A 12,274-nucleotide genomic window follows, 5' to 3' on the forward strand; every position below is an offset into this window, starting at 1 on the left:
CATGCCATGGGCGAGCCGGGCGCCCGGTCGCGGCGTCGGTCAGGAGACGTCGCTGAGCTTGGGCATGTCACCCTCGGTCGTGGTGGTGTCGATCACCGAGAAGTTCGCGCCCTGTGGGTCGCTCAGCGCGGCGAACCGGCCGAACGGGCTGCTCATCGGGCCGAAGCGCAGCACCCCGCCGAGCTTGGTGGCCTTGGCCACGGCGTCGTCGCAGTCGGGGACGTTGAAGTAGACGTTGATCCACGGCGGGATGTCGTTCGGGAAGTCCTCCGTCATCTTCATCCGGCCCAGGGCCATGTTCTCCTTGCCGAGGGTGTAGAGCCGGAAGTCCATCTCCGCGTCTTCCATCTGCTGCTGCCCGTAGCCGAAGACTGCGGGGAAGAAGGCGTCGGCCTTCTCCGGCTCGCGGGTGAAGATCTCCGACCAGCAGAAGGCACCGGGCTGGTCCATCTCCGTCTCGAAGCCCTTGTGGGTGCCGGGCTGCCAGACACCGAAGACGACACCACCGGGGTCGCGGGCCAGGCACATGCTGCCGAAGTCGCCGACCGCCATCGGCTCCATAAGGATCTCGCCACCTTTCTCACGGATCTTGGCGGCGGTGGCGGTCGCGTCGGGGGAGGCGAAGTAGAGGCACCACTGCGACTGGCCCTCCTGGCCCGGCATGGGCGGGACGACCGCGGCGGCGGCCTTGCCGTCCGCGTAGGCCTGGGTGTAGTTGCCGTACTCCGACGACTGCTCGCCGAACGTCCAGCCCAGGACGTCGCCGTAGAAGCTCTTGGCACCCTCGATGTCGCTGAACATCGCGTCGGCCCAGATGGGGGTTCCTTCAGGTTTCACGGCCATGACTGCGGCCCTCTCCCGGCTCGGTGAGTTGTCCGGATTCTTACGCTAGTCACCGGACGGACGGGTCGCGCGCCGAATGCCCGGTTCCGTTCCAGACTGGGGTTGCGGGGCGACCGGTCGACGGACGGGACTCGGCATGGCGGACGGGACGATGCGCGCGTGGTCGGTTCTCGAGCCGGGTCCGGTCGAGGCGGGACCGCTGCGGATGGCCGGGAAGCCGGTACCGGTGCCGGGGGACGACGAGCTGCTGGTGCGGGTGCGGACGTGCGGGGTGTGCCGTACGGATCTGCATGTCGCCGAGGGCGACCTTCCGGTGCACCGGAAGGGTGTGACTCCGGGACACGAGGTCGTCGGGGAGGTGGCGGGGTTCGGGTCGGCGGTGCGCGGCTTCGACGTCGGGGAGCGGGTGGGGGTGGCGTGGCTGCGGCGGACCGACGGGACGTGCGGCTACTGCGCGCGGGGCGCGGAGAACCTGTGCCCGGCCTCGTCGTACACCGGCTGGGACGCCGACGGCGGGTACGCCGAGTACACGACCGTGCCGGCCGCGTTCGCCCACCGGCTGCCGGGCGGCGTCGACGATGTGACGCTCGCGCCGCTGCTGTGCGCCGGGATCATCGGCCATCGCGCGCTGCGGCGGGCGGCGCTCCCGCCGGGCGGGCGGCTCGGGCTGTACGGCTTCGGAGGCAGCGCTCATCTGTGCGCGCAGGTGGCGCTGGCCGAAGGCGCCACCGTGCATGTCCTCACGCGCGGGGCGGCCGCGCGGAAGCTGGCGCTCGATCTCGGTGCCGCCTCGGCCCGCGACGCGCACGAGATGCCGCCGGAGCCGCTGGACAGCGCGATCCTCTTCGCGCCCGCCGGTGAGCTGGTGCCGGTCGCGCTGCGGGCGCTCGACCGGGGCGGAACGCTGGCGATCGCGGGCATCCACCTCAGCGACATTCCGGCGCTGACGTACGAGAGCGAGCTCTTCTACGAGAAGCAGGTGCGCAGCGTCACCTCCAACACCCGCGAGGACGCCCGTGAGTTCCTGGCGCTCGCGGCGGAGCATCAGGTGCACGCCACGACGCACACGTATCCGCTGTCGCGGGCGGACGAGGCGCTGCGGGATCTCAAGGCGGGCCGGTTCGACGGGGCGGCCGTGCTGGTGAACGACCTGTCCTGAGCCTGGTGCGCCCCCGGCGCCTGCCGGGACGGGCGATCCGCGGCTCGCGCGCCCGTGCGCCCGCCCGTCGGGATGATCGCCACCGGCGTGAAACGACGGGCTCGTGCGCCCTCCGCTTCGAGGGCGGGTTTGCACCACGCAGGTGGTGAAGCCGCCCCCTTCACGCCGTACCGGGCCCACCACCGGCGCTGTTTGGCTTGTCCCTGCGGCGCGTACGACCCACCCGTGCCACGAGGCCGCCGTCGTCGCGCCCAGAGGCTGCCGTCGTCATCGACCACTCCGCTCACCCCTGATCACCCTCCAGGGAGGGATTAAGTGTCCGTACCCGAGAGCGTCACCGGACCCGCCGCCGACGACCCCGCCCCCGACGGACCGCTCACCAGTCTCAGCACCCAGGCCGCGCGCCAGCTCGCGACGACCACCAAGTCCGAACCCCAGATGCAGGCCATCTCCTCGCGATGGCTGCTGAAGATGCTGCCGTGGGTGGACGTCAAGGGCGGCACCTACCGCGTCAACCGGCGTCTTCAGCTCCGGGTGGGGCGTGGCCGGGTGCAGTTCGACCAGAACGGCGCCGACGACATCAAGGTCATCCCCCAGACGCTCACCGAACTGCCGGTCCTGCGCGGCTACTCCGACCTCGACGTGCTGAAGGAGGTCGCGACCCGCTTCCGGGTGCGTGAGGTCCGGGCCGGCCAGGTGCTGGTCGAGGCCGGGCAGCCGGTCACCGAAGCCTACCTCGTCGTACACGGCCGCTTCACCCGCTTCACCGAGGGCAAGTACGGCGAGGAGGAGATCCTCGGCGTCGTCACCGACGGCGACCAGATCGGCGACGAGGCCATCGGCCAGCCCGACCCGCTGTGGCTGAGCTCGATGCGGGCCGAGACCGCGGGCGTGCTGCTGGTACTGCCCTGGACCGTGGTCCAGGAGCTCACCGACCGGGTGCCCTCGCTCGCGGCGCATCTGGAGGCCTACGCCGAACGCCGGAACCTGCCCATGAACCGCAAGGGCGAGGCCGACGTCCCGGTGCAGGCGGGCCACATCGGTGAGCCGACCATCGACGGCGGTTTCGTCGACTACGAACTCACCCCGCGCGAGTACGAGTTGTCCCTGACCCAGACCGTGCTGCGGGTGCACACCCGGGTCGCCGACCTCTTCAACAACCCGATGAACCAGACCGAACAGCAACTGCGGCTGACCATCGAGGAGATCCGCGAACGCCAGGAGTGGGAGCTGGTCAACAACCGGGAATTCGGGCTGCTGCACAGCGCCGACTACGGGCAGCGGATCAGCACCTTCAACGGGCCGCCGACCCCGGACGACATGGACGAACTGCTGTCGATGCGCCGCAAGACCAAGCTGTTCATCGCCCATCCCAAGGCCATCGCGGCGTTCTTCCGGCAGTGCAACCGGCGCGGTCTGGTGCCCGGCACGGCGAACGTCGACGGGCACGAGATCCCCGCCTGGCGCGGGGTCCCGATCTTTCCCTGCAACAAGATCCCGGTCAGCCCGCAGCACACCAGCAGCATCATCGCGCTGCGCACCGGAGAGGGCGACCAGGGCGCAATCGGGCTGTACCAGACCGGGATTCCCGAGGAGCACCAGCCCGGTCTGAACGTGCGGTTCATGGGAATCGACGCCAACTCGATCATCCGCTACCTCGTCACCGCCTACTACTCGATGGCGATCCTCGTGCCCGACGCGGTCGGGATCCTGGAGAACGCCCAGATCGGCCGGACGGCCGAGTGACCGCTTGGAGCACCCGATGAGCACGACGGCCTCCTCGCCGTCCCTGCCCGGACCGCCGAACCTCGCCCGCACCATCCGGACCCGGCGCGGCGGCGCGATCCCCGGGCTGAAGTACCGGCAGGTCGCCCCCGCGGACCCCGAGAGGGTCGCGGAGGTGGACCGCAGGCTGGAGGACTGGGCCCGCCGCCTCGACCTGTTCCCGCCGGCCTGGTCGGGGGACTTCTCGGGGTTCCAGTTCGGCCGGGCGGTGGCGCTCCAGCATCCGGCGGCGGCCGACCTGGATCGCCTGACGGTGGCCGGGGAGCTGCTGCTGGCCGAGAACATCGTCGACTCCTGCTACTGCGAGGAGGACGAGGGCAGGGGCGCCGCACGCAGCGGTCTCGGCGGGCGGCTGATCATGGCCCAGTCGGCGCTGGACCCGTACCACGGCCCGCCGGAGTTCCAGGAGGAGTGGGCGCACGGCATGCAGGGGGACGGTCCGCTGCGCTCGTATCACTGGGCGCTGAAGGACTACTCCGCCGTCGCCACGCCCAGCCAGACCGACCGGCTCGTGCACGATCTGGCCCGGCTTCACATGGGCTATCTCGCCGAGGCGGCCTGGAGCGAGACACGGTACGTCCCGCATGTGTGGGAGTACCTGGTGATGCGGCAGTTCAACAACTTCCGTCCCTGTCTGTCGATCGTGGACGCCGTCGACGGCTACGAACTGCCCGAGGCGCTGTACGCCCGCCCCGAGATCCAGCGCATCACGGCGCTCGCCTGCAACGCCACCACGATCGTCAACGACCTGTACTCCTTCACCAAGGAACTGGCCAGTGACCCGACCCATCTGAACCTGCCGCAGGTCATCGCCGCCAACGAGCGCTGCGGTCTGAAGGCGGCCTATCTGAAGGCCGTCGAGATCCACAACCGGATCATGGAGGCGTTCGAGGAGGAGTCGGCCCTGCTGTCGGCCACCTCACCACTCGTCGAGCGCTACGCCCGCGGCCTGGACGACTGGGTGGCCGGGAACCACGAGTGGCACGCCACCAACAGCCACCGCTACCACCTGCCCAACTACTGGTAGAGCGCGATCGAATGACAGAACGTCACAAGCACCAACGCGAGGAGTCACCGTTGACCATCGCCCCCGAAGCCGGCACCGCCGAAGTGTCGCTGCCGACCCAGTCCACGTACCAGACCCGCGTCGCGGACTACTGGAACGCCGAGGAGAACCCGGTCAACCTCGAGCTCGGCAAGCTCGACGACCTGTACCACCATCACTACGGCATCGGGGACGCCGACCGCTCCGTGCTCGACGAGCCCGACCCCGGCCTGCGCCGTGAGCGCGTCACCGCCGAGCTGCACCGGCTGGAGCACGCCCAGGCCGAACTCCTCGCCGAGCGCCTCGGCCCCCTCTCCCCCGCCGACCGGGTCTTCGACGCCGGCTGCGGGCGCGGCGGCGGCAGTGTGGTGGCGCATCTGCGCCATGGCTGCCAGGCCGACGGGGTCACCATCTCCGAGAAGCAGGCCGAGTTCGCGAACGCGCAGGCCCGCAAGCGGGGTATCGACGACCGGGTGCGCTACCACCACCGCAACATGCTGGACACCGGTCTGGCGTCCGGGGCGTACGCGGCCTCCTGGAACAACGAGTCCACCATGTACGTGGAGCTGGACCTGCTGTTCGCCGAGCACGCCCGGCTGCTGCGCCGGGGCGGCCGCTACGTGGTGATCACCGGCTGCTACAACGACACCTACGGGCGTGCCTCGCGCGAGGTGTCCCTCATCAACGCCCACTACATCTGCGACATCCATCCGCGTTCGGAGTACTTCCGCGCCATGGCCCGCAACCGGCTCGTACCGGTCCATGTGGAGGACCTGACCGAGGCGGCCATCCCCTACTGGGAGTTGCGCCGCGAGGCCGATCACCTGGTGACGGGGATCGAGGACACGTTCCTGAACGCGTACCGCAACGGCAGCTTCCAGTATCTGCTCATCGCGGCGGACCGCGTCTGAGCGACCGTCGGGCTCGCGTCGGCCACGGGTGATCCGTGGCCGACGTGTGTCTTCCCCCTTGCGCCCGGCCGTGCTTGCCTGGGGAGCCGTTTTCGGTGTCCGGGGCGGGAGTTGCCGTATGCGCAAGCCGTGGATCGTGGGGGTGCTGTTGTCCGCCGTGCTGCTCGGCGCGTGCGGGGATCCGGCGTCCGGGCCCGAGGCCGCGCCGCCTCCGGAAGTGCCGGGGGCGTCGGTCACCACACAGCAGCGGGCGCCCGCCTCACCGTCGGCCACCGATTCCGCCACCGAGCGCCGGACCTCACCGAGCGCCCCCGCGAAGGCGCCCTCCGTGCTGTATCTCGGCGACTCGCTCGCGATGGAGGCGCAGAAGGCGCTCGGGCAGGAGTTACGCCGGCAGCTGCGGGCGGCGTACACGAGCGCGCCGTACTCGGGCACCACCCTGTGCGACTACCTGGAGGGCACCGGCGAACAGTCTCTCGTGCCGGTCGCGGACAAGGCGGCGACCCTGGTGCGCAGGCTGCGCCCCGACTTCGTGGTGCTCCAGTTCTGGGGCAACGCGTGGGGTTACACGCCGTGCATGGACCGGATCACCCATGACGCCTCCCCGGAGCGGTACTTCGCACGGTACGCGGCCGACATGAAGCGGCTCTCCGACCAGATCGCCGGTGCCGGCGACACGCGGATCGTCTGGGTGCTCCAGGGCCCGGACCCGATCACTCCCGACCGGGTCCGGCGCGTCAACGCCCTGTACGAGGAGCGGGCCGCCGCCTCCGGGGACCTGGTCGCCGACGCGGGCAGGGCGCTGAGCGCGGCCGGGGCCCGCTATTCCTGGGTCCAGTACCTGCCGTGCACGGCGTACGAGCACGCGCACACCGAGTACTGCACCCAGCCGGGCCGCGACCGGACGTCCCTGCACCGCGACGACGACTATCTGCACTTCTGTCTGGCACCGACGACCTCGACGCCGAAGCCGTGCCCGGTCCGCTCCCCCGGCATCCAGCGGATCGCCCTGGAGATCACCCGGGTGATCCGTCAGAACCGGTAGGGCGGCCCGTGGGGCTGGGCTCACTCCCCCGCGTAGGCCTTTTCCAGGGCGGCGATGTCGAACTTGTGCATCGCCATGAACGCCTTGGTCACGCGGGCGGCCTTGGCCGGGTCCGGGTCGGTGACCATCTCGTCGAGGCGGTCCGGGACGACCTGCCAGGACACGCCGTACCTGTCCTTGAGCCAGCCGCACGGACCGGGCTCGCCGCCGTTCTCGATGAGCTTGGTCCAGTAGTGGTCGATCTCCTCCTGGTTCTCACAGAAGATCATGAAGGAGGTCGCCTCGGTGAACTTGAACTGGGGCCCGCCGTTCAGACCGAGGAACTTCTGGCCGTTGGCCGTGAACTCGACGGTCATCACGGTGCCGGCGGGCTGCATGGCGCCCTCGGGGTAGCGCGCGATCTTGCCGACGCTGGAGTTCTTGAAGACGGAGACATAGAAGTGGGCGGCCTCCTCCGCCTGGCCGTCGAACCAGAGACACGTGGTGAAACCGTCGCTTGCCATGACTACCTCCTGGAGCGTGGATCCGCTGTCATCTGTGTCGACCGATCCTCGCCCCGGAACTCATCGGTCGCAGGGCCCAGTAATCCAGGTGGCCGTTACACCGTTCAGAACTAGCATCGCGGTCATGACGTCTTCGCCCGCCGACCACGGCATCCATCCCTTCCGCATCGACATACCGCAGAGCGACCTCGACGACCTGCACGGCCGCCTCGACCGGATCCGGTGGCCCGACGAGCTGCCCGGGGTGGGATGGGCGTACGGCGTGCCGTCGGACTACCTGCGTGAGCTGGTGCATCACTGGCGGCACGAGTACGACTGGCGGGCGGCGGAGGCCCGGCTGAACGAGTGGCCGCAGTTCACCACCGAGATCGACGGTGCGCGGGTGCATTTCGCGCACATCCGTTCGCCCGAGCCGGACGCCACTCCACTGATCGTCACGCACGGCTGGCCGGGGTCCATCGTCGAATTCCTGGACATCGTCGGTCCGCTGACGGACCCGGCCGCACACGGCGGCGACCCCGCAGACGCCTTCCACGTGGTGCTGCCGAGCATTCCCGGCTTCGGCTTCTCCGGACCCACCCGGGAGACCGGCTGGGAGGCGCTCCGGATCGCCGACGCGTGGGTCGAACTGATGACACGCCTCGGCTACGAGCGGTTCGGCGCCCAGGGCGGCGACTGGGGTGCGGGCATCTCGCGTGAACTGGGCCGTGCCCACCCCGACCGGGCGATCGGGATCCACCTCAACCTGCTGCCCGGCGCTCAGGCGGCCACCGAGCCGACCGCAGCGGAACTGGAGGCACTGAGTCCTCAGGAGCGTGAGCGGACGGTCGCCTCGTGGCGTCGTTGGGCTCAGTGGTTCCGGGACGGGACGGGCTACTTCCACATTCAGTCCACCCGGCCGCAGACCCTGTCCTACGCGCTCACTGACTCGCCGGTCGGCCAACTCGCCTGGATCGTCGAGAAGTTCCAGGAGTGGACGGACTCCGAGCGACTGCCCGAGGAGGCCGTCGACCGGGACCAGATGCTCACGAACGTGATGCTGTACTGGTTGACGGGCACGGCGGGCTCGTCCGCCCGGGTCTACTACGAGCGCGCCCACGCCAAGGGTGACCGGGTCGCCGCCCCGCACGAGCCCTCGACGGCCCCGACCGCGGTGGCCTCCTTCCCCGGCGACCCGCAGATCCCCCTGCGCCACAAAGCGGAGCGGACGGAGAACATCGTCCGATGGACGGAGCTCGACCGGGGCGGGCACTTCGCGGCGATGGAGGAGCCGGACCTTCTGGTGGACGACGTACGGGCCTTCTTCCGTCAGCTGCGGGAGGACTCTGCCGTCAGCTGATCTGCCACGGGCAGAGAAACCGGACACCCGCATCGTCCGAGGTCAACAGTGGAGTCACCGGCATCCCCACCACCACGAGGAGAACCGATGACTCCACTTGCCGCGCTCATGCCCCGGGCCGAGGAGGGCGACGCCCCGCCGACGCGCTTCGACGACCATCTCGCCGCCCAACTGCTCGGCCAGCGCATCGTGTTGCTGGGCACCGAGGTCACCGAGGCCTCGGCCAACCGGGTGTGCGCCCAGCTGCTCCTGCTATCGGCGGAGGACCCGCGCACCGACATCAGCCTGTACATCAACAGCCCGGGCGGCTCGGTGCACGCGGGCCTGGCGATCTACGACACGATGCGGCTGATCCCGAACGACGTCGCCACGCTCGCGATGGGATTCGCGGCCAGCATGGGCCAGTTCCTGCTGAGTGTCGGCACCGCGGGCAAGCGGTACGCGCTGCCGAACGCGCGGATCATGATGCACCAGCCGTCGGCGGGCATCGGCGGCACCACCGCGGACATCGAGATCCAGGCGGAGAACCTGGAGTTCACGAAGAAGACCATCGAGCGGCTCACCGCCGAGCACACCGGCCAGACCCCGGAGACCATCTCCCGGGACGGTGACCGCGACCGCTGGTTCACGGCCGAACAGGCCACGGAGTACGGCCTGGTGGACCGGGTCGTGGAGTCCCTCGCGGACGTCCGCCCGGCCGCCTCCAAGCGACGGATGGGGCTCTGACATGGGGAACTACACGATTCCGTACGTCGTCGAGCGGACCGCGCACGGCGAGCGCTCCTCCGACGTGTTCAGCCGGCTGCTGTCGGAGCGGATCATCTTCCTTGGCACCGAGATCGACGACGGCGTCGCCAACGTCGTCATCGCGCAGCTCCTCCATCTGGAGTCCTCGGCGCCGGAGAACGAGATCGCGATCTACATCAACTCCCCCGGCGGATCGTTCACTTCGCTGATGGCGATCTACGACACGATGACGTACGTACAGGCGCCGATCTCCACGTTCTGTGTGGGGCAGGCGGCGTCGACGGCCGCGGTGCTGCTGGCCGGCGGGGATCCGGGGCGGCGGTTCGTGCTGGAGCACGCGCGCGTGCTGCTGGGTCAGCCCGCCTCGGGCGGCAGCCGGGGCATGGTGTCCGATCTCGCGCTGCAGGCCAAGGAGATGGTCCGGATCCGCTCGCAGGTCGAGGAGGTGCTGGCCCGGCACACCCAGCACGACATCGCGACGCTGCGCGCGGACATGGACCGCGACAAGGTGTTCACCGCCGAGGAAGCCGTGGCTTACGGCCTGGCCGACGAGGTGGTGAGCCGGCGCCTCATGCGGGTCTGAGACGCCGGCGCGGCCTCAGGCCGCCAGGCACAGCCCGTCGTACGACGAACCCGCCCTGCCGCGGCTGCCGCTGGGCATCCGGCGGCTGGTGACCCGGACGAGCTCGCCCTGCGCCAGCGACAGCAGGTCACCGAGTCCGAGCCCGAGGGCGTGGGCGGCGGCCGCGAGAACCTCCGAGGAGGCCTCCTTGCGGCCGCGCTCCACCTCCGAGAGATACGGCATGGAGATCCGCGCCGTGTCGGCCACGTCCTTGAGCGTCCGCTCCTGGGCGAGGCGTTCGCGGCGCAGGACGTCGCCGATCAGGTCGCGCCAGAGGGGTTCCTTGGGCGCGGGGGCCTGTGGTGCGGCGGTGGCAGGGCGTTCGGACGCGGGGCGGATCCCTCCCGGGCGGGCGGCCGACTGGTGGCCGGCCGGCGGGCGCAGGGGAATGACGCGGGCTTCGTTCGGCGCTTGTTCGGTCACCTTCTCAGCCTAGGAGCGCCGCGCCTGAGGGGAAGGGATCGGCATTCCGCCCTGGGGGAAATCGCGGCCGCCCCGCCCGGCCGCGGCCGTCACTCGTCGGCCAGCGGCATCACGGCCCGCACCCGCTTGCCGACCGGCACCCGCTCCACGGCGACCTCCGCCGCGAGGGCGTGCACGATCTCCAGGCCGTGCCGGCCGACCCGCTCCGGATCCCTGGGGTAGCGGCGGGGCAGGGCGGAGCTGCTGTCGTACACGCAGACCGTCACCGCGTCGTCCGTGCCCTCCAGGTCCAGGATGTACGGGCCGTTGCTGTGCCGGTCGGCGTTGGTGACCAGTTCGCTGACCACCAGGAGGACCTTCTCCTCGGCGGGTTCGCCGATCGTGGCGCACCACTCGGTCCTGAGCCGGCCCAGGAACAGCGCGGCGAAGGACCGCGCCTCGGCGATGCATCCCGGTTCACCGCTGTAGTGCGCTGCCCGCCTCAGTGGTTCCACGGGCACGTCGAAACCAGTAGGAATCACTGCCCCGTCCGCGTGCTCGATCATGCGTTTCTCTCTCGGAAGCCGGCACTGGCCGGATGCTGCTGCATCAGTCCTGTTACCCAGAGCCGCGCCGAGCAGTCACAGTGCAGGTGGCGCCGTACGTCACAGCGCCGGCGACGGCGGTGCGGACTCGGTGGGCGCCGACTGTGACGTGGTGGTCGTGTCCTCGTCCGGGGGCGGCGGGGCGGTGCTCCCGGGCGACTCGGGCTCGGTTGTCGTGGGCTGCGAGGGCGGTTCCGGTTCGGACGTCTCCGGACTCGTCGGGGTGCTCGGCGACGTCGGGGTAGACACGCTCACCGACGGGGAGGGTTTCGCCGGCCGGTCGGTCGGCCGGTCCTTGTCGCCCTCGTCGCCTCGCTCGCGGGCGATCCAGCCGTCGTCCTCGTCGTCGTAGATGACGAAGACGTTGATGACCGTCGTCGCGGGCACCACCACCACGACGTTCGAGGCGTGGTACGACGGCCAGGAGTCGCCGGTCTGCTCGGGTGTGCCCTCCTGGGGGACCGGCGGGGTCAGCGGGTTGCCGCAGGCGCAGCGCACCCGGGGCACCCCGCGGTCGTCGACGAGGACCGCGGTGCCCGCCTGGAGGACGGCCTGGTAGCTGGTGGCGGCGCCGTCGACGTACCCGTGGTTGGTGACGCGGGTGTCCAGGCGCAGCTGGACCGGAGTGAGGGAGCGCAGGTGGGCGGGGACGGCGGAGGCCTCCACGCGGGCGACCGACGCGAACGCCTTGTTCTTCTCCGGGGCCGCCCGGAGGTAGTCGACCTGCTTCTCCACGTCGCAGGCGGCGACGTCACGGCTGCCGCCGTACAGGCCGGGCGCACTGCCGGTGACGCCGCGCACCTCGTTGGACGGTGCCGTCCCGGTGTTCGGGGACGGGGTGGCGGGCGGGGCGGAGCTGTCCTGCGCGGTGGATTCGGTGAACGGGTCCGGGCCCGTCCTGTCCGCCGCCTGGAGGAAGATCTCTCCCCTGCGAACGGTGCCGCCATCGCCCCGGGACAGCACGACGGCCACGACCACGGCGGCCACGACCACGGTGGCGAGCACCGCGAGCCTGGGCTGCCCGGACCTCCACCAGGGGCGGCGGGGTCCCGGGCCCGGCGGTTGCGCGCCGCCACCGCTGGGCGGGGGCTGCGAGGGCGGGCCGGAGGGCGGTTGGGAGGGACCCGACAGGGGGCCCGAGGGCGGCCCTGTCGGGCGGCCGGACGACGGAGGTTCGACGCTCACGAAGCCTTCTTCCCGACGCGGGAATTCTTTTCGCGACGCTCCCATTCTGTGTTCCGATCACGCACCCCCCGCAAGCCGACGCG

At 70.5% G+C, this 12,274-nt stretch carries 13 protein-coding genes; 8 read left to right on the plus strand and 5 right to left on the minus strand.

The features are described from left to right. Positions 1-39: 39 nt before the first annotated feature. Positions 40-843, minus strand: coding sequence for a VOC family protein (locus tag ACFQ6S_RS09105; protein ID WP_383405348.1), 804 nt, complete (start codon positions 841-843; stop codon positions 40-42). Positions 844-994: 151 nt separating this feature from the next. Here ACFQ6S_RS09105 and ACFQ6S_RS09110 point away from each other — a divergent pair, with 151 nt between their 5' ends. The 5 genes from ACFQ6S_RS09110 (at position 995) to ACFQ6S_RS09130 (ending at position 6,788) form a co-directional block, all read left to right on the plus strand. Then, on the plus strand, positions 995-2,002 hold the full coding sequence (locus ACFQ6S_RS09110; RefSeq protein ID WP_383406515.1) for a zinc-binding alcohol dehydrogenase family protein: 1,008 nt from the start codon (positions 995-997) through the stop codon (positions 2,000-2,002). Positions 2,003-2,317: 315 nt separating this feature from the next. Further along, on the plus strand, positions 2,318-3,748 hold the full coding sequence (locus tag ACFQ6S_RS09115; RefSeq protein WP_383405350.1) for a family 2B encapsulin nanocompartment shell protein: 1,431 nt from the start codon (positions 2,318-2,320) through the stop codon (positions 3,746-3,748). A 16-nt stretch (positions 3,749-3,764) separates the two neighbouring features. Beyond that, positions 3,765-4,814 carry a family 2 encapsulin nanocompartment cargo protein terpene cyclase gene (locus ACFQ6S_RS09120; protein ID WP_383405352.1) on the plus strand — a complete coding sequence of 350 codons (1,050 nt, stop codon included), beginning with the start codon at positions 3,765-3,767 and terminating at the stop codon, positions 4,812-4,814. 50 nt (positions 4,815-4,864) lie between these two features. Next, positions 4,865-5,743: a geranyl diphosphate 2-C-methyltransferase gene (locus ACFQ6S_RS09125; protein ID WP_383405354.1), complete on the plus strand. Its 879-nt coding sequence runs from the start codon at positions 4,865-4,867 to the stop codon at positions 5,741-5,743. Positions 5,744-5,861: 118 nt separating this feature from the next. Further along, positions 5,862-6,788, plus strand: coding sequence for an SGNH/GDSL hydrolase family protein (locus ACFQ6S_RS09130; protein WP_383405356.1), 927 nt, complete (start codon positions 5,862-5,864; stop codon positions 6,786-6,788). Between the two features lie 20 nt (positions 6,789-6,808). On the opposite strand, the gene ACFQ6S_RS09135 is transcribed toward ACFQ6S_RS09130, so the two are convergent. Further along, the gene (locus ACFQ6S_RS09135) at positions 6,809-7,291 is read right to left on the minus strand and encodes a VOC family protein (protein WP_383405358.1); all 483 of its coding nucleotides are present in this window, start codon (positions 7,289-7,291) and stop codon (positions 6,809-6,811) included. A gap of 124 nt (positions 7,292-7,415) precedes the next feature. Here ACFQ6S_RS09135 and ACFQ6S_RS09140 point away from each other — a divergent pair, with 124 nt between their 5' ends. The 3 genes from ACFQ6S_RS09140 (at position 7,416) to ACFQ6S_RS09150 (ending at position 9,960) form a co-directional block, all read left to right on the plus strand. Continuing rightward, the gene (locus tag ACFQ6S_RS09140; RefSeq protein ID WP_383405360.1) at positions 7,416-8,630 is read left to right on the plus strand and encodes an epoxide hydrolase family protein; all 1,215 of its coding nucleotides are present in this window, start codon (positions 7,416-7,418) and stop codon (positions 8,628-8,630) included. Positions 8,631-8,717: 87 nt separating this feature from the next. Next, the gene (locus ACFQ6S_RS09145) at positions 8,718-9,356 is read left to right on the plus strand and encodes a ClpP family protease (protein ID WP_383405362.1); all 639 of its coding nucleotides are present in this window, start codon (positions 8,718-8,720) and stop codon (positions 9,354-9,356) included. A 1-nt stretch (position 9,357) separates the two neighbouring features. Then, positions 9,358-9,960, plus strand: coding sequence for a ClpP family protease (locus ACFQ6S_RS09150; RefSeq protein ID WP_383405364.1), 603 nt, complete (start codon positions 9,358-9,360; stop codon positions 9,958-9,960). Between the two features lie 15 nt (positions 9,961-9,975). Here ACFQ6S_RS09150 and ACFQ6S_RS09155 read toward each other — a convergent pair whose 3' ends face one another. The 3 genes from ACFQ6S_RS09155 to ACFQ6S_RS09165 form a co-directional block, all read right to left on the minus strand. After that, a complete protein-coding gene (locus ACFQ6S_RS09155) occupies positions 9,976-10,422 on the minus strand; it encodes a helix-turn-helix domain-containing protein (RefSeq protein ID WP_383405366.1) in 447 nt (148 codons plus the stop codon). A gap of 89 nt (positions 10,423-10,511) precedes the next feature. Continuing rightward, positions 10,512-10,967 carry an ATP-binding protein gene (locus ACFQ6S_RS09160; protein ID WP_383405367.1) on the minus strand — a complete coding sequence of 152 codons (456 nt, stop codon included), beginning with the start codon at positions 10,965-10,967 and terminating at the stop codon, positions 10,512-10,514. 99 nt (positions 10,968-11,066) lie between these two features. Further along, on the minus strand, positions 11,067-12,191 hold the full coding sequence (locus tag ACFQ6S_RS09165) for a DUF6777 domain-containing protein (protein WP_383405369.1): 1,125 nt from the start codon (positions 12,189-12,191) through the stop codon (positions 11,067-11,069). Positions 12,192-12,274 lie beyond the last annotated feature (83 nt).

This window comes from Streptomyces sp. NPDC056479 (genome assembly GCF_042795335.1).
GTDB lineage: Bacteria > Actinomycetota > Actinomycetes > Streptomycetales > Streptomycetaceae > Streptomyces.

What these genes read in the sequence shown, in the direction of transcription:
- ACFQ6S_RS09120 (WP_383405352.1), top strand. Translation starts at nt 3,765, where the DNA reads ATGAGCACGACGGCCTCCTCGCCGTCCCTGCCCGGACCGCCGAACCTC.
- ACFQ6S_RS09105 (WP_383405348.1), bottom strand. Translation starts at nt 843, where the DNA reads ATGGCCGTGAAACCTGAAGGAACCCCCATCTGGGCCGACGCGATGTTC.
- ACFQ6S_RS09140 (WP_383405360.1), top strand. Translation starts at nt 7,416, where the DNA reads ATGACGTCTTCGCCCGCCGACCACGGCATCCATCCCTTCCGCATCGAC.
- ACFQ6S_RS09110 (WP_383406515.1), top strand. Translation starts at nt 995, where the DNA reads ATGCGCGCGTGGTCGGTTCTCGAGCCGGGTCCGGTCGAGGCGGGACCG.
- ACFQ6S_RS09145 (WP_383405362.1), top strand. Translation starts at nt 8,718, where the DNA reads ATGACTCCACTTGCCGCGCTCATGCCCCGGGCCGAGGAGGGCGACGCC.
- ACFQ6S_RS09130 (WP_383405356.1), top strand. Translation starts at nt 5,862, where the DNA reads ATGCGCAAGCCGTGGATCGTGGGGGTGCTGTTGTCCGCCGTGCTGCTC.
- ACFQ6S_RS09160 (WP_383405367.1), bottom strand. Translation starts at nt 10,967, where the DNA reads ATGATCGAGCACGCGGACGGGGCAGTGATTCCTACTGGTTTCGACGTG.
- ACFQ6S_RS09150 (WP_383405364.1), top strand. Translation starts at nt 9,358, where the DNA reads ATGGGGAACTACACGATTCCGTACGTCGTCGAGCGGACCGCGCACGGC.
- ACFQ6S_RS09135 (WP_383405358.1), bottom strand. Translation starts at nt 7,291, where the DNA reads ATGGCAAGCGACGGTTTCACCACGTGTCTCTGGTTCGACGGCCAGGCG.